This window comes from Flavobacterium sp. 38-13, assembly GCF_001899155.1.
In the GTDB taxonomy this organism is placed as follows: domain Bacteria; phylum Bacteroidota; class Bacteroidia; order Flavobacteriales; family Flavobacteriaceae; genus Flavobacterium; species Flavobacterium lindanitolerans.
Map to the genome: position 1 here is coordinate 283057 of NZ_MKVG01000014.1, position 18179 is coordinate 301235.

Genomic DNA, 18179 nt, shown 5'->3' on the forward strand with positions numbered 1-18179 from the left:
TCGTAACTTCTTTGGGAGAACAAATATGTGACAAAAATCTGTAAAAAAAAATTAATTACATGTTGATTTTGTAAAAATATTGTTGTAAGTACACAGTAAAAATACATTGTCTTAACCTTAAATTTAAATTACAAAAAAAGGTATGCGGGAATATGAGTTTAAAGTAAGAGTTCGTTATGCTGAAACGGACCAAATGGGGGTTGTTTATCACGGAAATTATGCCCAATATTTCGAGATGGGGCGTGTGGAATGGCTCAGAAATCTAGGGGTTTCTTATAAATGGATGGAAGAAAACGGAATTATGCTTCCCGTAGTTTCACTTTCTATGAACTATAAAAAACCGGCTCGATATGACGACCTGATTCGTGTAAAAACTATCTTTAAAAGCCAGACGTCTGTCAAGATAGAATTCGACTACGAAATTTATAATGAAAAGAATGAGTTATTAACAATCGGTAATTCGGTGTTAGTATTTGTTGACATGAAAACCGGACGTCCAACGCTTCCTCCGGACTATATTGTTGAGAAGCTTTTAGCGCTTGAGGAAGAATAATATCAAATCGGTATTTATTCTTTCAATTTGATGCCGATTTCATATAAATTAGAAAAAATGTCGAATACCATTTCGGCATTTTTTTTTCGGGTTTTTATTTCAATCTCGCAGCTCATTTCCATTTTTTGTGAAACGATATCCAGATTTTTTTCCTTGATGACCCGCATTACCTTATTCATGTTTTTGTAGTCAAAAGAAATCAGGTAATGGATGTCAATTGTTTTTTCTACAATTTCTGAAGCTTCCAGCGCCATTTGTGCCGCAGCCCTGTAGGCAACAATCAATCCGCCAACGCCCAATTTGATTCCTCCAAAATAACGAACAACCACAACCAGTACGTTTGTGATTTCAAACGATTGAATTTGTCCGTAAATGGGCATGCCGGCACTATTGCTGGGTTCGCCGTCATCGTTAGCCCTGAAATGTATTTTTTCTGTTCCAATCTGGAACGCATAACACCAATGTCTGGCAGAGTGATGCTGCTTGCGCAGGCTGTCCAGGATTTCTTTGGCTTCCTCTTCAGAGGAAATCGGGAATGCATAACCGAAAAATTTGCTGTTTTTTTCTTTGTATAAGACTTCTTCCGAAGGAAAATCAAGCGTTCTGTAAGTATCTTTTACTTCCAAGATTTATAATGAAATAATTTTTTTGTCGAACATATCTACAACATCTTCTTCGCCAACTTTTAAGTTCCATACCTGAAACCCGAGGCTTTCGGCAACATCTGTATTGTCTTTCCGGTCGTCAACAAATAAAGTGCGTTTGGGTGATAATTCGTGTTTGTTGATAATATAGTTAAAGGCTTCCGGTTCCGGTTTGCGCTGTCCGATTTCAAACGAAAAATAAACTTTCTCGAAGCATTGGTAAAAATCCCGGCTGAACGATTCGCCAACAATATGTTCAAATTGCTCCACATGGATGGAATCGGTATTGCTTAGCAAAAATAAACGGTAATTGTGCGAGAGCTTTTGGAGAAATTCCAATCGGTATAAGGGAAAATCCAAAAGCACTTTGCTCCAGGCATTTTTGATTTCTTCCAGCGAAGCATTAGGAATATGGCTTTGGATTCCTTTCAGGAAAGCTTCTTCTTTGATGTTTCCCTTTTCGAATTTATAGTTCAATTTGTCCAGTTCCTCTGTCCATTCTTTTAATCCCAATGATTTCAACGCCTTTTGCATGGCTTCGAAATCCAGATTGATAAAAATATCTCCAAAATCGAAAATTATTGTATTAATCATGGCTTTTGAAAATTAAAAGTTCGTCATTCAGGATGTTTTTCCTGTCTATCAATTCTCCTTTAAATTTTGGAGCCGCCGTTCCTGAAACCAATGAAATGGCTCCTTTAAAGACTCTGGCTTCATCCCAAAGTCCTGCATCTATAAAAGTTTGCAATGTCATTTTGCCGCCTTCGATAATCACGGACTGAATATCGTTCTTGTACAAAATTTTCAAAATAGAATCGGGGAGGCTACTATCAAAGATAGTATTTTCAAAAATAATATTTTCAGAATTTGTCGTTTTTTCCTGTTCGGTAATGATAACCGTTTTGGACGTATTGTCTTTGACGGCATAGTGATTTGGGATTTTTCCGGTTCTGTCCAATACAATTCGGATAGGGTTATTGCCTTTCCAATCGCGGGAATTTAACTTCGGATTATCGTCCAATACAGTTTGTGTTCCTGCTAAAATGGCTTGTTCTTCGGTTCGCCATTTATGGACTAATTGTCGGGAATAGGTATTGGTAATCCATACCGGTTTTTGTTCGTCCCGGGTGTCCGGACTTAAAAAACCGTCAGCGCTTTCAGCCCATTTTAAAATAATATAGGACCTTTTCTTTTGGTGAAATGTAAAGAAACGCTTGTTCAGTTCGTTGCATTCCTTTTCCAAAATGCCAACCGTTACGTTCCTGCCGGCTTCTTCGAGTTTCCTGATTCCGTTTCCGGATACTTTTGCAAAAGGGTCAATTGTTCCTATGACAATATTGGGGATTTTTTGCTGTATAATCAGGTCGCAACAAGGAGGCGTTTTTCCAAAATGGCTGCAGGGTTCCAGACTGACGTAAATGGTTGCTTTTTCGAGCAGTGATTTGTCTTTTACAGAATTGACCGCATTGACTTCGGCATGGGGTTCTCCGGCTTTTTTGTGCCAGCCTTCGCCTATGATTTTGCCGTCATATACGATAACGCTCCCCACCAAAGGATTCGGATAAGTTGTTCCAAGTCCGTTTTTGGCAAGCTCAATGCATCGTAATATGTATTTTTCGTGTATCTTCACGGAACAAAAATAAGCTAAAATTTTTAGGGCTTGAAATCCAGAATCTGAAATGAAAAGAATACTATTCCCTTTTTTTGTCTTTTTTATATTATTTTCCTGTAAGAAAGCAGAAGTGGTAGAGCAGGAAAAAAACGTTGATACGGTTAATGTTCCGGTGGTAGAAAAAGAAACTCCGGTGGCGATGCCTGCAGATGAAGCTGATTTTAAAAACGATTTTGATATTTTAAGGGCTACAAGCTATCGCACTTGGGAGAATGAAAATCCGGCCACTTCCTTGACTAAAAACTGGGCGGATTTGTATGAGAAGAATGGCAGGTTTTATCTGGGGAAAGCTGATTTTAAGATAGAAAACGGCTATGACGAATGTGCCGGTGATTCCACCAAAATTATCAACTCTGCTACAAAAACACTTCTTTTTATAGACTTGCCTGAATTAAAATCAGGTGAAGTCAAATCATTGAAAATGGACAGGAATAAGATTTGGCCAAACGAAAAAATAACACTTACTTTTAATGGCACGGAATATGTTTTGCGAGGAGAAGGAGAAGTGCTGGCATCTGAAAAAGTGATTAATGATGACGGGAAAGAAGAGCTTTTTCAGAATGTGAAAAACTACAAATTGTATATTTCCACGAAAAATACTCCCGAAAAGCTACTTTTACAGGAACCTTCTTTTAATGATACTTTTGTTGAATTACTTTTTGCAGGCGATATTGACCGCGATGGCAAATTGGATTTTATTTTTGGGGCCAATAGGGATTATGAAGAGGAAAGAGTAATTTTGTTCCTTTCTTCCAAAGCCGAACCCGGAAGCAATGTCAAAAAAGTTGCTGAAATTGCTATCCAGTTCGATTGCTAAATCTGCAAAAAACCAATCAAAAATGTTAGCCAAAGATTACCGGAATCGTTTTATACAAAAGCTGGCACCTCTGTATGATGTGCTTGAAGCAGAAAGTTTTTTCTATATCCTCTTAGAAGATTTTTACCAAATGAAACGTATTGACCTGGCGTTGCAACCTGATTTTGTTTTTACAGACCAGGAAATAAGCAGGTGGAATCTGGTTGTGGAAAAGCTCGAAAAAGAAATTCCGATACAATATATTTTGGGTAAGGCCCATTTCTACGGACTTGAATTTGAAGTGAATGAAAATACATTAATACCGAGGCCGGAAACCGAAGAATTGGTGGAATGGATTGTCAAAAAGAACGAATTCAAAGGAAAAATCAAAATTCTGGATATAGGAACAGGTAGTGGCTGTATAGCGATTTCACTGGCGAAAAACCTTCCCGATGCAGAAGTTTTTGCCATTGATGTTTCTGGAAAAGCTTTGGAAACAGCAAAAAAGAATGCCTTTACTAATGAAGTCAATGTTGTTTTTATGCAAAGGGATATACTAAAAACAGAAGATTTGGAACAGAATTTTGACCTTATTGTTTCCAATCCGCCTTATGTGAGAAACCTTGAAAAGGACGAAATCAAAAAGAATGTTTTGGAGTATGAACCCCATCTGGCTTTGTTTGTGGAAGATGATGATGCCTTGCTTTTTTACAGAAAGATTTCTGAACTGGCACAGAAAAACCTAAAAGAAAACGGAATGCTGTATTTTGAAATTAATCAATACCTGGGGACTGAAATGATTGATTTGTTAGAAGCGAAAAACTTTAACGAAATCGAATTAAGAAAAGATATTTATGGAAATGACAGGATGATTTTCGGAAGAAAATAGACTGTTATTCGTATCTTAAAGCTTCTATCGGGTCCAGATAGGCTGCTTTAATGGCAGGATAGAGTCCGGAGAATAAGGCGACGATAAAGCTGATAATTACAGCAGCGATGATTGCCATCCACGGAGCAACAAATTCAAAGTTCAGACCGAGAGAAATTAAATAGCCAATCAGTACTCCGAGAAAAATTCCAACAAAACCTCCAATTTGCCCAATAACAAGACTTTCTGTGAAAAACTGGAAGGCGATGGTGGAACGTTTTGCTCCAAGTGCTTTCCGAACGCCAATTTCACGCGTTCTTTCAGTCACAGAAACAATCATGATGTTCATCAGGGCAATAGAAGAGCCAAAAATGGTAATGATGCCAATAATCCAGGCGGCATAGCCCATAATTTCTGTTTGGGAGCGTAGCATTTCTAAAAGTTCGTCGCTTCTGGTAACTCCAAAATTATTCTCTTCAACCGGATTCAGTTTACGTACTCTACGCATAGTAATAATGGCATCATCAACAGCCGAATCCAATAATTCTTTTTTTCCTACAAGTACTTTAAGGTCATAATTGATGTTGGGTGCCGTAAACAGGGAACGCGCAATCTGGGTTGGAATCAATACGCGCAAATCCTGGCTGTTTCCAAAGGTGGAGCCTTTTTCTTTAAGTACTCCAATTACCTTAAATTTAGCACCCCGAATGGAAAGTACTTTATCAATTGGATTGACGTCTTTTAGAATTCCTTTTAAAAAATCGGAACCCACAATGCATACATAATTGTTGTTTTGAATATCAAACCCGGTAAAATTTCTTCCGGTTTGTGTTTCCAGTCCTGAATTCACCAGGAAATTTTCATCTACACCCAAAACGGAAATATCCGGGTCAGTCTTTTTATTTTCAAACTTGATTTCAGCAGTTGAGGTTGCCGTAAAAGATAAAGAGGTTGTAGTAAAAGGATAGGAATATTTTTCCTGAAATGCTTTTGCCTGCGGATAGCTTATAATCGGGTTGACTTTTTCAGTATTATTATTCCTGTTGATTTGAGCGGATGAATCATATTGGCTCATTGAAAAGGTGTTGGAGCCCATAGAGGAAAAATTACCGCTAATGGTATTCTCCAAAGCAGATACCAGGGTAAGGATTCCAACCAAAGCCGTGATTCCGATAGCGATAATAAGTACCGTCAGGATGGTACGCAATAATTGGGTTCGGATGGAACCCATGGCGATATGCACGTTTTCTTTCAGCAGTTTGAACATGTCTCCGTTTTATGGCTCTAAAGTATGAATTTTAAGTCGAAAGTTGCAAGTTGAAAGTCGAAAGTTGTAGGTCGAAGGTTGAAAGTTGTAAGTCCAAAGTCGAAAGTCGAAGGTTGAAAGTCGAAAGTCGAAAGTCGAAAGTCGGGGAGGGAAGTTGAAACCCGATTCTATTTTCCCAAATCCCAAATAAAAATAAGATATTTGCATAAGTTTAAATTACAATATAAGAAGTCTAAAAAATGGCCAAACCGGGAATTCCAAAAGGGACCAGAGATTTTTCACCAATCGAGGTTTCGAAGCGACAGTATATTATCCAGATTATAAAAACCAATTTTGAACGATATGGCTATCAGCCTATTGAAACGCCGTCTTTTGAAAATTCTGAAACCCTTATGGGAAAATACGGAGAAGAAGGTGACCGTTTGATTTTTAAGATTTTAAATTCTGGAGACAAGGTTAAAAAAGCGGATTTAGCAGCTTTGGAGGCAAATAATCTTGCCAAATTTTCCAATTCATTATCAGAAAAAGCATTGCGTTATGACCTGACCGTGCCTTTTGCCAGATATGTTGTACAGCATCAGGCGGAGATAGAATTTCCGTTTAAGAGGTATCAGATTCAGCCTGTTTGGAGAGCCGATAATCCGCAAAAAGGACGTTTTAGGGAATTTTACCAATGTGATGCCGATGTGGTTGGTTCGACTTCTTTATGGCAGGAAGTGGAATTGGTACAGTTGTATGATGCGGTTTTTACCGAATTAGGTCTGGAAGGTGTTACCATAAAAATTAACAACAGAAAAGTTTTGTCCGGTATTGCAGAAGTTATTGGCGCAAGCGATAAACTTATTGATTTTACTGTGGCTTTGGACAAGCTGGATAAAATTGGCGAAGAAGGCGTGAAAAAAGAAATGCTTGCAAAAGGAATTTTGCCCGAAGCTATCGAAAAGGTCCAGCCTTTGTTTCAGTTTACCGGAACAATTGCAGAAAAGATAGAGAAGCTTTCAGAACTTTTGCAGTCGTCTGAAGAAGGAAAAAAAGGAGTAGCGGAGTTGCAATTTATTTGTGATACGGTGACTAAGTTAGGCTTGAAAAAATCAAATCTGGATTTGGATGTTACGCTCGCTCGTGGATTGAACTATTATACAGGAGCTATTTTTGAAGTAGCTGCTCCAAAAACCGTTGCCATGGGTTCTATTGGTGGTGGTGGCAGGTATGATGACCTGACCGGAATCTTTGGATTGAAAAATGTGAGTGGTGTCGGGATTTCTTTCGGACTTGACAGAATCTATCTGGTATTGGAAGAATTGGGGCTTTTTCCGCAAACGGTTACGGCTACTTCCAAAGCCATCTTTTTTAATTATGGTGAAACCGAAGCTTTTTATGCGATGCAGGCCATTACAAAATTAAGAAATGAAGGCATAAAAGTAGAATTGTATCCTGACAAGGCGAAATTGGATAAGCAGTTCAAATATGCCGAAAAACGACAGATTACTTTTGCTGTAATGGCAGGTTCTAATGAAATTGCAACCGGAAGCTACAGCCTAAAAGATTTGGTAACGGGTGAGAAACACACTTTAGATTTTGAAGGCCTGAAAAAGATGTTACAATAATTAAAATATGAATAAAAAAAGTCCCGGAAACCCGGGACTTTTTTATTAAACCAACCTAAATAATTATAATCCCCATTATTATAATTATTTTACGATGATTTTTTTGCTTAGCTCACCATCTGTAGTGATTATTTTGACAATATAAGCTCCGGCGCTTAAACCTGAAATTGGAATCTGAATGTTTTGTTGTGTTTGATTTTCCACATTCCATGTGGTAAGGCTTTGGCCTAATATTGTATATGCAGCAACCGAAGTTACCGTAGTATCCAATAATTTGTTTTTGATGTGTAACGTATTGTTGTTGCTCGTAAAGGCAATATCAACCCCTTGTTCCAGAGTAGGGTTTTCAATTCCTAAGTTTTCACGTGGTGAAAATCGTAGCGAAAATCTTCGGTCGTGCAATCCCGCATCAAGATTGATTTCAAAGGCATTGTTCCTGATGTTGTGATAGATTCCGGTCATGTTGTCAAAAATATAAATACCCTGATTTTCGTCCAGATTTTCTACTTTGTCAAGCATGAATTTTACATTTCCAGCCGCGTCTGCTTTTACTGCTACAGGATAGATATTGTTGACATCAAAATAACCGTCACCCTGAATGACCAGTTTAGTGCCATTGTGGACAAAATACATGTCGTTAACCTGATTGTCAATGTGGATGGCATCATAGCCCGGTTCAATTTCACTGCTGGCAAGTTCGTTCATAAAACCTAAAAGAACCTGTCTGTGGTAATTGTTTCTGGAATTGTATCCTAATCGTATTTTGATGAAATCATCCTGTTCTTCTTCCAAATCTTCCGAATTTTTTTCAAAATGACTGGCATTTGGAATAGTACCGGCCTGGTTTCTAAACATCAGGTTTGAACTGGCATTATCTTCCTTAACAAATTGTCTTTGGTTGTTGTTAAACACCATATCGCCACCAATGTTGCTTGAAGTTACAAAAAATCCTTGTCCTACTGGTATATATCTGTTCGGGATTTTGGTACCCGGACCTACATCCTGAAGCTCCGGCTGTGACATAGCTACAACACCACCAATGAGATTTCTTGCTGCATAACCTCCTAAATAGGATAACAATACATGGGTTTCGCCGCCAAAATGGTCCCAAAAATAGAGTGTTCCGGTTGTAGTAGCCAGGTTGTCATTAATAAATGCAGTGGCATCCAGTGCGGATGGATATGGGTTTCCAGTCAGGTTCAGTAAGTTTGGACCTATGCTGTATTGGATTCTTCCATTGTTAGGCTTGCCCACAAAAGTATAGTTTTGTGTTGGAGTAGCAGCTCCGCTTCCTTTCATAGTGAAGCCTTGTGCAGCCAGTAATCCTCCGGTATGTCCTACATAAATCCAGTTGGCATAATTGTTTGAGGCGCTTTGGAATTTATAAAGCCATTTACTGCTCAAAGTGATAGGCGAACCCGGAGCTCCGTCAGTACCGGATGTCCACATAATGGTTTGCGGTGTACTTGTTGTACCATCCCTCAATACGCCATTTATGGTATATCCGATATTGTTTGTCGTCGCATTTTGAGTACTCACCGGCGAACACCAGTAATTATAATTGTATTTATTGCTGGTACCTTGCTGGTCTCTTTCCAGAGTTCCTGAGCTGGTAGGGTCAAGGTCGCTGTTTAATGTCTGTATCAGCTGTGATTTTCCCACAAGGTCAATTTTTCCGTTTACTTTTAGGTAATGAGATACCTCAATTTTAGTGTCGTTTTGGGCGCTTAATGTATTGCTGCTAACATTGAGTCCCAATACGGTTTTATTGCCTACAGAAGTAACATTGTGTGATGTCTGTACAATATTCCAATCTACCGGAATGCCGGCATTCACTACGGAAACATTATTAGGAAGTTCCTGTACATTACCGTTCGCCCAGGTTGTTGTGGTTGCCCATGCTCCGTCTGTTGCAGAAACATAAGGAAGTGGAGCCGTTTGGGTAGCTACCATATTCTTGTCTACTGTAAGGTATTTGATTCTTGCCCAACGATTATTATCAGATTTGTCTTTTATGGAAGTGCCGTAAAAAGTATTCAGGTCATAATAAGCCTGAAGATTATTCCACGGAATGCTTGCAATATCGTTCTTAGTAATTGTGTTAGGAATGGCTTTTCCATACGTATTTGTACCATTTTTTTCAATTTCCTGATTCATGATATAACGAATCTGAGCGGCTGTCAAAGCGCTGTTCCAAATCCTGATTTCATCAATATCACCTGAAAATACACTGGAGATTGCTGATTTGTTAGACCACATTGCACCAATAGAAAAATTAGCTGTATTAGACAGAGGTGCTGGCTGACCTGTTGTGGTAGCATCCAACACACCGTCAATATAAAGGCTGGCAGTGCCACTGTTGAAAGCAACGGCTACATAGTGCCATTTTCCGTTATTGACAGAAGTTGTACTTGTGATTCTGTCGCCACCATTCCAGTTTCCTACGAGTTTATTGGAACCGTTAATGTAGAATTGATAAGCACCATTTTTGGCCACAACTGTACCGCCGCCGCTTGTGTGTCTAACCCATCCTGAAACAGTAAAGCTCGAATTAAGGTTGATGTTTTTTTCTCCCAAAACAAAATCTCCGGTTTGGTTGTCAAGTCTGTATTTGTTGTCAAATTGGTTGGAAACTCCAAAGCTGAAAAATTTAGTGCCGTCGAAATCATACCATACCTCATAATTGTTTCCGGTATCTGTCAATGGAATAATGTCAACAATATCATTACTGCCAAAGGTGCTTGTTGAGGAAACAATCAGTACATATTCCTGTGTAGCCGTTTTTGTGAAATTAGAAGTCAGGGAAGATTTAGGAAGTGATACTACTACCTGGCCCACATCTGTTCCGGTTTCTACAATTTTCCATTTTCTGTTTCCGGCCGTAAAAGCAGTCGTAAGTCCTCCAAGATTTACGTTTGTGGTTGTACCTGATGATGCAAAAGTACCGTTATTACATCCCCAAACCAGGTAGTCTTTATTTGTTGTAAAGGTTGTCGCGTTTTGTGTATTGGTTGTTGCTATTTCACCTAATCCAATGGCAACGTCTGTCGCTAAGTTGACACTTCTGGATTGTTTTTGGTTCAATTTTGAAAGGTCATCACGCCCAATTCCGGCAATGTTCCAGTTGAATCCGGCATTCGAAGTCGCATTCCAGATTACCGTTCCGTCAGAGTTGGTGTAGTTTTGTGACGTACCGTTTACGCCCATGGTGATGCCGTATTTGATGGCCAGGTAACTCTCAATGCGGATTCTTTCACTGGCATCGTTTTTACGGGAGCTAAAGGTAATTATCTCGGCAACTCTTCCGTCAAGTGTGGCTTTCCATCCTTCACTTCGTCCAATCCAGTATTTCCCGTTGGATAGGTTGGTAAATGTTCCGGTGGAATTTGTATTTACAACGTTTACACCATTATAGAAAAGTTCCTGAGCGGTTGATCCCGCATTGTTTCGGGTATTGATTATCCCAACGTTTGTATAGGTCTTTGCTGTGCTTGTTTCAGCAACCCCATATCCGTTTCCTAAACCGGATGAAGTGGCATAAGCATAAGAAAGAACTTCGTTGTTGAAACGTTGCGAATAGGCGCCAAAACCAATTCCGGTTCCGTCATTTTCCTGTGTTGATGTATCTGCATCAGAACAGAGAATGTCCATACTTCCGAAAGAGCTGTTCACGGTAACGTTTGGAATAATAACAATAAACTGGTCTTGCGTATAATATCCTGAATTTCCTACCAGATATTGCTGACCAGCAAGGCCGTAATTATAACTGCTGGAAGCTTCTGTAGAGACATTCTTAAAATCAACAACAGCGTTGAAATTAACGTTATCTGTCGGATTGTTTTTAAATTTTGGTTCTTGTCCGGATGTATATACTGAAGCGTTGCTTCCCATAGCTTGTGTTTGCCAGGAAGAAACATTCGTATTGTCTGCTACAGAGTTAGTTCCGTTTACAAGGTCAGCGCGTAGCCATAATTGCAGTGCGGCTGTAATTCCTCCCGGTCCGTTTGGCAAAGTATAGTTGACAACTACTTGTCCGTTGGCTCCATTACCTCCGTTTCGGGTAGTAGAACCGCTGGTCCTTTTTCCACCACCGCCACCACCGCCGGGTATAGTACCGTTAGCACCATTTCCATTGTTGGTACTTGAGTTGACTCCATTACCTCCATTACCACCGCCGGCGGGAGCTGTTCCCCCGTTAAAAGTAGTACCGTTGGTTCCTGCAAGAGCATTTCCTGCAGACGAACCGCCACCACCACCATATATGGTTATTAGGGAAGAACCATCGGCACCATCACCGCCTGAACGTTTAAAATCGCCTATACTTGCAGCGGCAGCGCCTCCGTTGCCTCCGCCTGTTGTATTATTTGCAACGCTTTCGCCTCCTTTGGCAAGCAGGGTTGTATTTGAGCCAAACCACGAATCGCCTCCGGCAGCAGTAGAAGTACTTCCGGCACCTACGGTTACGGTATAAGTAGTTCCTGGAGTTACGGTCATTACGCTTCTAACATAAGCGCCTCCGCCACCTCCTCCGGCACCGCCGTTGCTGGTTCTTGTTCCTCCTTTTCCGCCGCCGCCCCACGCTTCAACAGTGATGCTGGTAACGCCAACGGGTACGGTAAAAGTTCCTGAAGTTGTATAAGTCTGGTTTTGTGAATAGCTTACGGAAGTAAGCAATACAAGGAATAGTGTAAGCGTCAGCTTACAGCCTAGTAGGTAGGTTTTTTTCATGATCTTATGGGGTTTAGATAATGATAAATTACGATAAAATAGACTGGGGTCTTAATGTATGAAAGTTGCAGGGGTTAGCAACTTGGGCTATTTTATAGATTTTAAAGATTAATACTAGATTTGGGTATTCAAATATAAAAAAGTTTTTTTAAATTTTAACAAAAATTAGCAAAAATATCGTGTAAAAAATACAAAGGCTTGCAAATACTGGGACTTGCAAGCCTTTAATTAATAGGGTTTTACATTTTTTGAAGCCCGAGTGTCACAAATTTAATGTGGAAACCGGCTCTTTTTAAATTTTATGATTTTTCTTTCGCCGTTTTTGGACTGTATTTACAAAAAATATAGACTAATCCAACCAGGGCAAGAAGCCAAAGATGGTCACTGATTGGAGCAATAGGGCCATCTACTTCTTCTGGAACTTCTTCTGGATTTTGCGCCAGTACCGAGAATGAATTAAATAAGAAGAAAATCAGGACAGAGAATTTCAGAGCTATATCTTTCATGTTTTCTTTTATTAATTAGTAAACCATCTTTTTGGTAGCAGTCCCGTTTTCTGATGTGACGATTTTTACCAGCAATACCTGATTGGCAACGGAAAGGTTTGAGATTACGGTTTTCGTATCATCAACTTCTGACTTCGAATAAATAAGTCTTCCGCTTACATCGTAAATCTCAATTTTCTCCATCATATAATTTCCGGCATCAATGTAAAGCATTTCGTTTTTCTTGTAAACGACAATGCTGTTGGAGTTGATTGTTGGGGTTTCCATACCCAGTGCAGCTCTGTATACAATCTCGAATCGGTTGGTGAAATTTCCGGATTCTGTTACAAAATTATAAGCCGCTATTTTTAGGTTATGGATTTGTCCGGTCTGATTGTCTTTTAAGAAAACATCCTGGTTTGCTTCAAAAAGTCCGTCAAGATGGTCGATAGAAATGCTGTAGCTGCCCGAAACGTTGGTTTTAAAGCTCAAAGGAACCACATCATTTATAGAAAATGGCAGGCTTCTTCCCTGAATTGCATATTCTGAATTGTCAATATAAGAAGTCAGGGCAATTGGGCTGTCGTTGAAATATTTTCCATCAATGCCATAATCCACATTTTCTGTCGCACCGGCCATATATCCGAGCAAGGTCTGACCAATGATGTCTGTTTCGTTAGACAGGTTTAACCATATTCTGTGCTTTTCAGGTTCGTCTGAATTGATATTACCATTTCTGAAAAATACACCATTTGTACCGGCCGAACGGATACTGTTGTTGAAATTTAAAGATGACTGAGTAGCACCGTTTTTCACTTTCACGAAAAATCCTTGTCCGCTGCTGATGATTCCGTTTGGATTCATGCCTGCTACTTCCGGCTGTGCGCTGGTGATGCCCAGTCCTGTTGTTGTAGCATAACCACTTCCGGCAACGCCATTTCTTTTTCTCCAGAACCAGACAGTTCCGTCAATGGCATTGGAATTAGAAGAGAATAGTCCTGAAATTGAGATAGCCGAAGGATAAGGGTTTCCTACAAGGTTAAATCCGTTATTGGCATTGGAAAGCGGAAAGCTAAAGCTGCCATTGTAAGGAACTCCTACAAAAACACCATTATAAGACACTCCGGAAATGGATGAGTTTACATAAGAAACATAATTGTCCGGAACCCTGATCAGGTATCCTTTTGCCTGTGCAAATGTATAAGTACCTTCATTTTGTGCAGGAAAAATGGCTTCATAGTTACCGTTGTTTCCTGATGCAGGATTATAGACGTAAAAACGATTTGTTAATGTAGCAGGTGAGAAATTACGCAGGTTCTGGCCACTCACGGGTGAAGACCATAAGGTATAGTCAAAACGGTATAACGGAGCGCTGTTTCTTTTTACTGTAATCAGGCCGTTATTTACGGCATTGTTTGTCTGTATCAGGTTGGCGTTGCTTTCTACAATGAAATTTGCTGCTCCTGCATTATTTACGATAGCGTCGCTGATGGTGATACTACTTCCTGTATTTACAGTTAGTGTATAACCGGAGTTCAGGGTAAGGCTCTTGGTTGTAAATGAACCGTTGGTGCCCGAAGCATAATTTCCGTTGATAATAGCGTCAAGACTTGAGTTTGGAGTTCCATTTGACCAGCTGCTTCCGTTCCATGTTGTTGATGTTGGAGCCGTAATCGTAAAGTTGGTTGCCGCAGATGAAAAGTTATTGCATGTATTGAATACTTTGACTTCTACCGTTCCGCTTGCAGCAATGTCTGAAGCAGAAATTGATGCCGTCAGTTGGGTTGAACTTACAAAAGTTGTAGTCTTGTTTGTACCATTCCAGTTAATTATAGATTCGCCGTTAACAAAATTGGTTCCGTTTACAGTTAAGGTAAAGCCCGCTTCGCCTCTCACTTTTGTATTTGGAGTAATCGTAGTAATGGCAGGATTTGGTTTTACAGTTACGATAACTTCGTCTCTGACACTCTTGAAGGTTTGGAATTTCCAGTTAAAGAAAGGCAGGAATGTTCCAGTACCGCTGTTGGCAGTAATCGATACAATTCCGTTACTATATGGATAGGTTATTCCGGAATTAGCAGCATAAATATTGAATCCGGAAATTTGTCTTAAGACCAATCTCATATTATTTTCAGCAGGCACAAAGAAATTCAGGTCGATTTCCTGGGTTCCGGATACTGTCAGTTTTACCATTTTGGATTCTAACATTGTTCCGGTACTATTTTGAAGTTCTACCAGAATTTCTCCGGCTGCACTTGTATTGATTGTGACTGTTTTCAGTTTTGATGGAGCCGTAGCGCTGAAAATCATGTACTTGTTTCTGGAATTTGTATTGTTTACGCTACTACCTCCTGAAATTGATGTTGGACCTACCGTTTGAGGAGTTTCACGTTCAACAAAATATGATTTATTTGCGCTTAATGCCGGAGTGGTATATGAAGTGCCCGTAGCAAGAACTGTGGTAGTCGTATTGTCTGCATACCATCTGATGGTTCCTGTTCCGGTTGCTGTTAATGCAGCAGTTTGTCCTTCGCAGATAGTCTTTTCGTCTGCCGTTGGAATAGTCGTGCTTGGCACCATTGTTACGTTTAGTACAGTGGCTGCATTGTTTGAAACAGTAACATTTTGTGTCTGGCTGGTATAACCCGGAGCTTCAAAAATTACGTTATAGGTTCCTTCAATCATTACTTTGTAATAATCTCCCAGCGGTCCTGTTTTTACCCATGAACCCATCAGGTCAGTGCCGTTGATGTATACTTTGGCATCAATAGCTTCGCCAGCGCTGTTTTTAACGGTTCCTTTGAGACCATAGTTGGCTTGTTTTATATAGTTCAGAAGCGCCTGCCTGTTTCTCTGCCAGTAGAATGGAAGATTGGCTGCGGAAGGGAATTTTGTTGCGGAAATTTCGATAGTCATTTCTTTGTTATGGTTAAAGAAATTGTTCCAATCCTGTCTTCCGCCATAAACAGAATACCAGGCGGCACCGTTTGTAGTTCCTGCAAATTGGCCTGAGTTGTAAACATCGTCCATATAGTTGGCATTTCCGTCTGCGGTTTGGCAAAGCTGCGCATATTCCTTGGAAACAAACTTAAAATAGTTGTCGTGCGGGTGGATGCTGAAATTGGAAGTGCTTGGCGTAGTTGATGTATCCCATGGAAAGTTAACGACTTCAGCACCACCGTGATAATTGGCTGCCAGTACAAAATTTCTTGTTTTCTCAAACTCCATAAAAGCAAGTGTTTCCGGTTGGTAAGCATAACCGTCAGGGTGAAGCCCGTCAATTGGGTCAGGATAGTTTCTGTTGAGGTCGACTCCGGCAGAATTGGCACGTGTTGCCGTATTTCCTGTAGAATTCATAGTGTCGTTTCCGGCAGTTTTATACGAACCGTCAGGATTGGCCAACGGACAAATAAAAATTTCGGTATTGTTGACAATATTGCTGATTTCACTGTTTGTAGCATAGCCTGTCAACAAATAATCGATAAGGCGTAGCATGGTTGGATATCCCGTAATTTCATCTCCGTGCATGGAAGAAGTATATAGAAATTCCGGTTCGGCTTCATCAACTTGTGCGTTGTCGGAAATTTTTAATACATACAGTGTTCTTCCATTTGGAGTGGTACCAATGCTTTGAAGCTTGCATAAATTAGGATAGGTATTCGCCCAATATTGCATTTTGGCTACATACTCGGAGTATTTTGGATATGCATTCCAAGTGTCATCCCAGGCCGAAGTACCGTAAGTAAGATATTCATCGGCAGTAAATTCATTTTCAGAAACGCTGACTTCAAATGGAATGCCATACATCTGAAATTTTTCAAATTGCTGTGGATTGGCATAAGCCTCCACTTTCAACTCGTTTTGGTCGACTCTCTTGTGGCTGATAGACAAGAAACGCGCCAGTTCTTTAAATTGTTCTTTGGATTGAGCCTGGAAAGTAAAGACTACTTCTCCTTTTTCTTTAAGATAGTGCTGTGCTTTTTCAAGTGGGGACTTGTTCTCAGACACAACCTGACCTTGGGTTATGCCCATAACGAATAGGCATAACACTCCTAATAAGGTAGTTTTATTCATAATTAATATTAGATTTGGGATTACAAACGTAGGAAAAAAGATTTAAATAATGTTAAATTGTTGTAAAATATTTCATTTTAAGCCAAAATGTTGCCGTTTTACAAGTTTTTTAAGCAATAGTTTTTCTGCATTAATTGGTTCTTTGCATTTTGGGCTACCCTTGACTATTTATATTTGCTTAGTAATCTGGTTTCGTCTGATTGGGTATGTTCAGCTTCCCTTTTATTTTAAATTGCATAAAAATCTTCTCCAAAAAGAAAACAGGTGCAGACGATACTTGGTGCCAACGGACAAATTGCTGAAGAACTTGCCAGAGGGTTAAAAACGGAATTATGGGTAGTTGATAGTGTATAGTTGATAATGGATAGTGAAAGGCATTCCGAATAGTCTTTTAACTTTCGACCTTTGACTTTCGACTTTCCAACCATATTAACCTTTTGACTTTCCAACTTTCCCACTTAATATTTTATTCAATTAAAATTGTTGCGGCTATTGTAGGACACCTGCCGATTGTCTAATTTGCGGCCTAAATAATTAAAAAAAAATATGGCTTCAGGTATTTTTGCCGTTTTAGATGATATTGCGCTACTCATGGATGATGTAGCGATGACTACAAAGTTAGCAACCAAGAAAACTGCCGGGATTTTAGGTGATGATTTGGCAGTGAATGCAGAAAAAGCAACCGGCTTTTTGGCTTCCAGAGAAATCCCTGTTCTTTGGGCAATTACTAAAGGTTCGTTGCTTAACAAGGTAATTATTGTACCTATAGCTTTGCTGTTAAATGCCTTTCTTCCGTTGGCTATTATAATTATCCTGATGTTTGGTGGAGCTTTTCTGGCCTATGAAGGAGTAGAGAAAATTGTTGAATATCTTTTTCACAGAAAAACGGCCAGTCATGATGCGCCTGCAGTTGAAGAAGTTCCAAATGATAGGGATGCCGAAAAAACAAAAGTCAGGTCGGCTATCACCACAGATTTTATACTTTCGGTCGAAATCGTAATCATTGCTTTGGGAAGCGTATTAACAGAACCCTTGACGGTACAGATAATTACGGTTTCAGCAGTGGCTGTAATAGCAACTGTTGGCGTTTACGGTATTGTGACACTAATTGTTCGTATGGATGATGCAGGTTACAATTTGATTAGGCGTTCAAAAGAAAAATCGTTTCTGTTTTTAATAGGTACATTGTTGGTGAAGTCATTGCCTTTGATTATAAAAGGATTGGCAGTAGTAGGTACTGTAGCCCTAATTTTGGTTGCCGGAGGAATTTTTGTGCATAATGTACATTTCCTGCATGAATTATTTCCTTCCATACCTTCAATAGTTAAAGAATTTGGTATTGGTCTGGTTGTTGGAATTATAGTAGTTGTTTTGGTAACTGTAGTAAAAAAAATATTCGGTAAGAAAACATCTGCTTAATTATAAAAATATCTTTTTAGAAAAACAGGAACGGCGGAAGTGAATACTCCGCCGTTCCTGTTTTAT

12 protein-coding genes are annotated in these 18179 nt (G+C 39.6%); 5 read left to right on the top strand and 7 right to left on the bottom strand.

The window, feature by feature from the left end; all coding sequences use genetic code 11:
• The first annotated feature begins 142 nt into the window (after positions 1-142).
• Positions 143-553, top strand: coding sequence for an acyl-CoA thioesterase (locus tag BGO88_RS09625; protein WP_056069402.1), 411 nt, complete (start codon positions 143-145; stop codon positions 551-553).
• 14 nt (positions 554-567) lie between these two features.
• Here the strand turns inward: BGO88_RS09625 and BGO88_RS09630 are convergent, their stop codons facing one another.
• The 3 genes from BGO88_RS09630 to ribD are packed head-to-tail and all read right to left on the bottom strand — an operon-like array spanning position 568 to position 2827.
• Positions 568-1179 carry an IMPACT family protein gene (locus BGO88_RS09630; RefSeq protein WP_056069406.1) on the bottom strand — a complete coding sequence of 204 codons (612 nt, stop codon included), beginning with the start codon at positions 1177-1179 and terminating at the stop codon, positions 568-570.
• 3 nt (positions 1180-1182) lie between these two features.
• Complete coding sequence (locus BGO88_RS09635; protein ID WP_056069409.1) at positions 1183-1791, bottom strand: HAD family hydrolase; 609 nt, start codon at positions 1789-1791, stop codon at positions 1183-1185.
• Positions 1784-2827: a bifunctional diaminohydroxyphosphoribosylaminopyrimidine deaminase/5-amino-6-(5-phosphoribosylamino)uracil reductase RibD gene (gene ribD / locus BGO88_RS09640; RefSeq protein ID WP_286706723.1), complete on the bottom strand. Its 1044-nt coding sequence runs from the start codon at positions 2825-2827 to the stop codon at positions 1784-1786. The genes BGO88_RS09635 and ribD overlap by 8 nt, the downstream gene beginning before the upstream one ends.
• 49 nt (positions 2828-2876) lie before the next feature.
• On the opposite strand from ribD, the gene BGO88_RS09645 reads away from it, so the two are divergent.
• Both BGO88_RS09645 and prmC read left to right on the top strand, forming a co-directional pair.
• Positions 2877-3686: a hypothetical protein gene (locus BGO88_RS09645; protein ID WP_286706724.1), complete on the top strand. Its 810-nt coding sequence runs from the start codon at positions 2877-2879 to the stop codon at positions 3684-3686.
• 22 nt (positions 3687-3708) lie between these two features.
• A complete protein-coding gene (gene prmC, locus BGO88_RS09650; RefSeq protein ID WP_286706725.1) occupies positions 3709-4554 on the top strand; it encodes a peptide chain release factor N(5)-glutamine methyltransferase in 846 nt (281 codons plus the stop codon).
• 4 nt (positions 4555-4558) lie between these two features.
• On the opposite strand, the gene BGO88_RS09655 is transcribed toward prmC, so the two are convergent.
• Entirely contained in the window at positions 4559-5800 is a 1242-nt protein-coding gene (locus BGO88_RS09655) for an ABC transporter permease (protein WP_056069422.1), read from the bottom strand.
• A 239-nt stretch (positions 5801-6039) separates the two neighbouring features.
• Between BGO88_RS09655 and hisS the strand changes: the two genes are divergently transcribed.
• Positions 6040-7407, top strand: a complete 1368-nt coding sequence (gene hisS, locus BGO88_RS09660) for a histidine--tRNA ligase (protein WP_286706726.1) — start codon at positions 6040-6042, stop codon at positions 7405-7407.
• Between the two features lie 84 nt (positions 7408-7491).
• Here the strand turns inward: hisS and BGO88_RS09665 are convergent, their stop codons facing one another.
• The 3 genes from BGO88_RS09665 to BGO88_RS09675 form a co-directional block, all read right to left on the bottom strand.
• Positions 7492-12135 carry a DUF8202 domain-containing protein gene (locus BGO88_RS09665; RefSeq protein WP_286706727.1) on the bottom strand — a complete coding sequence of 1548 codons (4644 nt, stop codon included), beginning with the start codon at positions 12133-12135 and terminating at the stop codon, positions 7492-7494.
• Positions 12136-12434: 299 nt separating this feature from the next.
• Positions 12435-12641 carry an Fjoh_0651 family PID-CTERM protein gene (locus BGO88_RS09670; protein ID WP_286706728.1) on the bottom strand — a complete coding sequence of 69 codons (207 nt, stop codon included), beginning with the start codon at positions 12639-12641 and terminating at the stop codon, positions 12435-12437.
• 15 nt (positions 12642-12656) lie between these two features.
• The gene (locus tag BGO88_RS09675; RefSeq protein ID WP_286706729.1) at positions 12657-16694 is read right to left on the bottom strand and encodes a RemA C-terminal-like gliding motility protein; all 4038 of its coding nucleotides are present in this window, start codon (positions 16692-16694) and stop codon (positions 12657-12659) included.
• Between the two features lie 546 nt (positions 16695-17240).
• On the opposite strand from BGO88_RS09675, the gene BGO88_RS09680 reads away from it, so the two are divergent.
• Positions 17241-18113 carry a DUF808 domain-containing protein gene (locus BGO88_RS09680; RefSeq protein ID WP_286706730.1) on the top strand — a complete coding sequence of 291 codons (873 nt, stop codon included), beginning with the start codon at positions 17241-17243 and terminating at the stop codon, positions 18111-18113.
• Positions 18114-18179 lie beyond the last annotated feature (66 nt).

Coding starts and splice junctions, on each gene's coding strand:
- BGO88_RS09645 (WP_286706724.1), top strand. CDS start 2,877: ATGAAAAGAATACTATTCCCTTTTTTTGTCTTTTTTATATTATTTTCC.
- BGO88_RS09670 (WP_286706728.1), bottom strand. CDS start 12,641: ATGAAAGATATAGCTCTGAAATTCTCTGTCCTGATTTTCTTCTTATTT.
- BGO88_RS09675 (WP_286706729.1), bottom strand. CDS start 16,694: ATGAATAAAACTACCTTATTAGGAGTGTTATGCCTATTCGTTATGGGC.
- hisS (WP_286706726.1), top strand. CDS start 6,040: ATGGCCAAACCGGGAATTCCAAAAGGGACCAGAGATTTTTCACCAATC.
- BGO88_RS09625 (WP_056069402.1), top strand. CDS start 143: ATGCGGGAATATGAGTTTAAAGTAAGAGTTCGTTATGCTGAAACGGAC.
- BGO88_RS09635 (WP_056069409.1), bottom strand. CDS start 1,791: ATGATTAATACAATAATTTTCGATTTTGGAGATATTTTTATCAATCTG.
- prmC (WP_286706725.1), top strand. CDS start 3,709: ATGTTAGCCAAAGATTACCGGAATCGTTTTATACAAAAGCTGGCACCT.
- BGO88_RS09655 (WP_056069422.1), bottom strand. CDS start 5,800: ATGTTCAAACTGCTGAAAGAAAACGTGCATATCGCCATGGGTTCCATC.
- BGO88_RS09680 (WP_286706730.1), top strand. CDS start 17,241: ATGGCTTCAGGTATTTTTGCCGTTTTAGATGATATTGCGCTACTCATG.
- BGO88_RS09665 (WP_286706727.1), bottom strand. CDS start 12,135: ATGAAAAAAACCTACCTACTAGGCTGTAAGCTGACGCTTACACTATTC.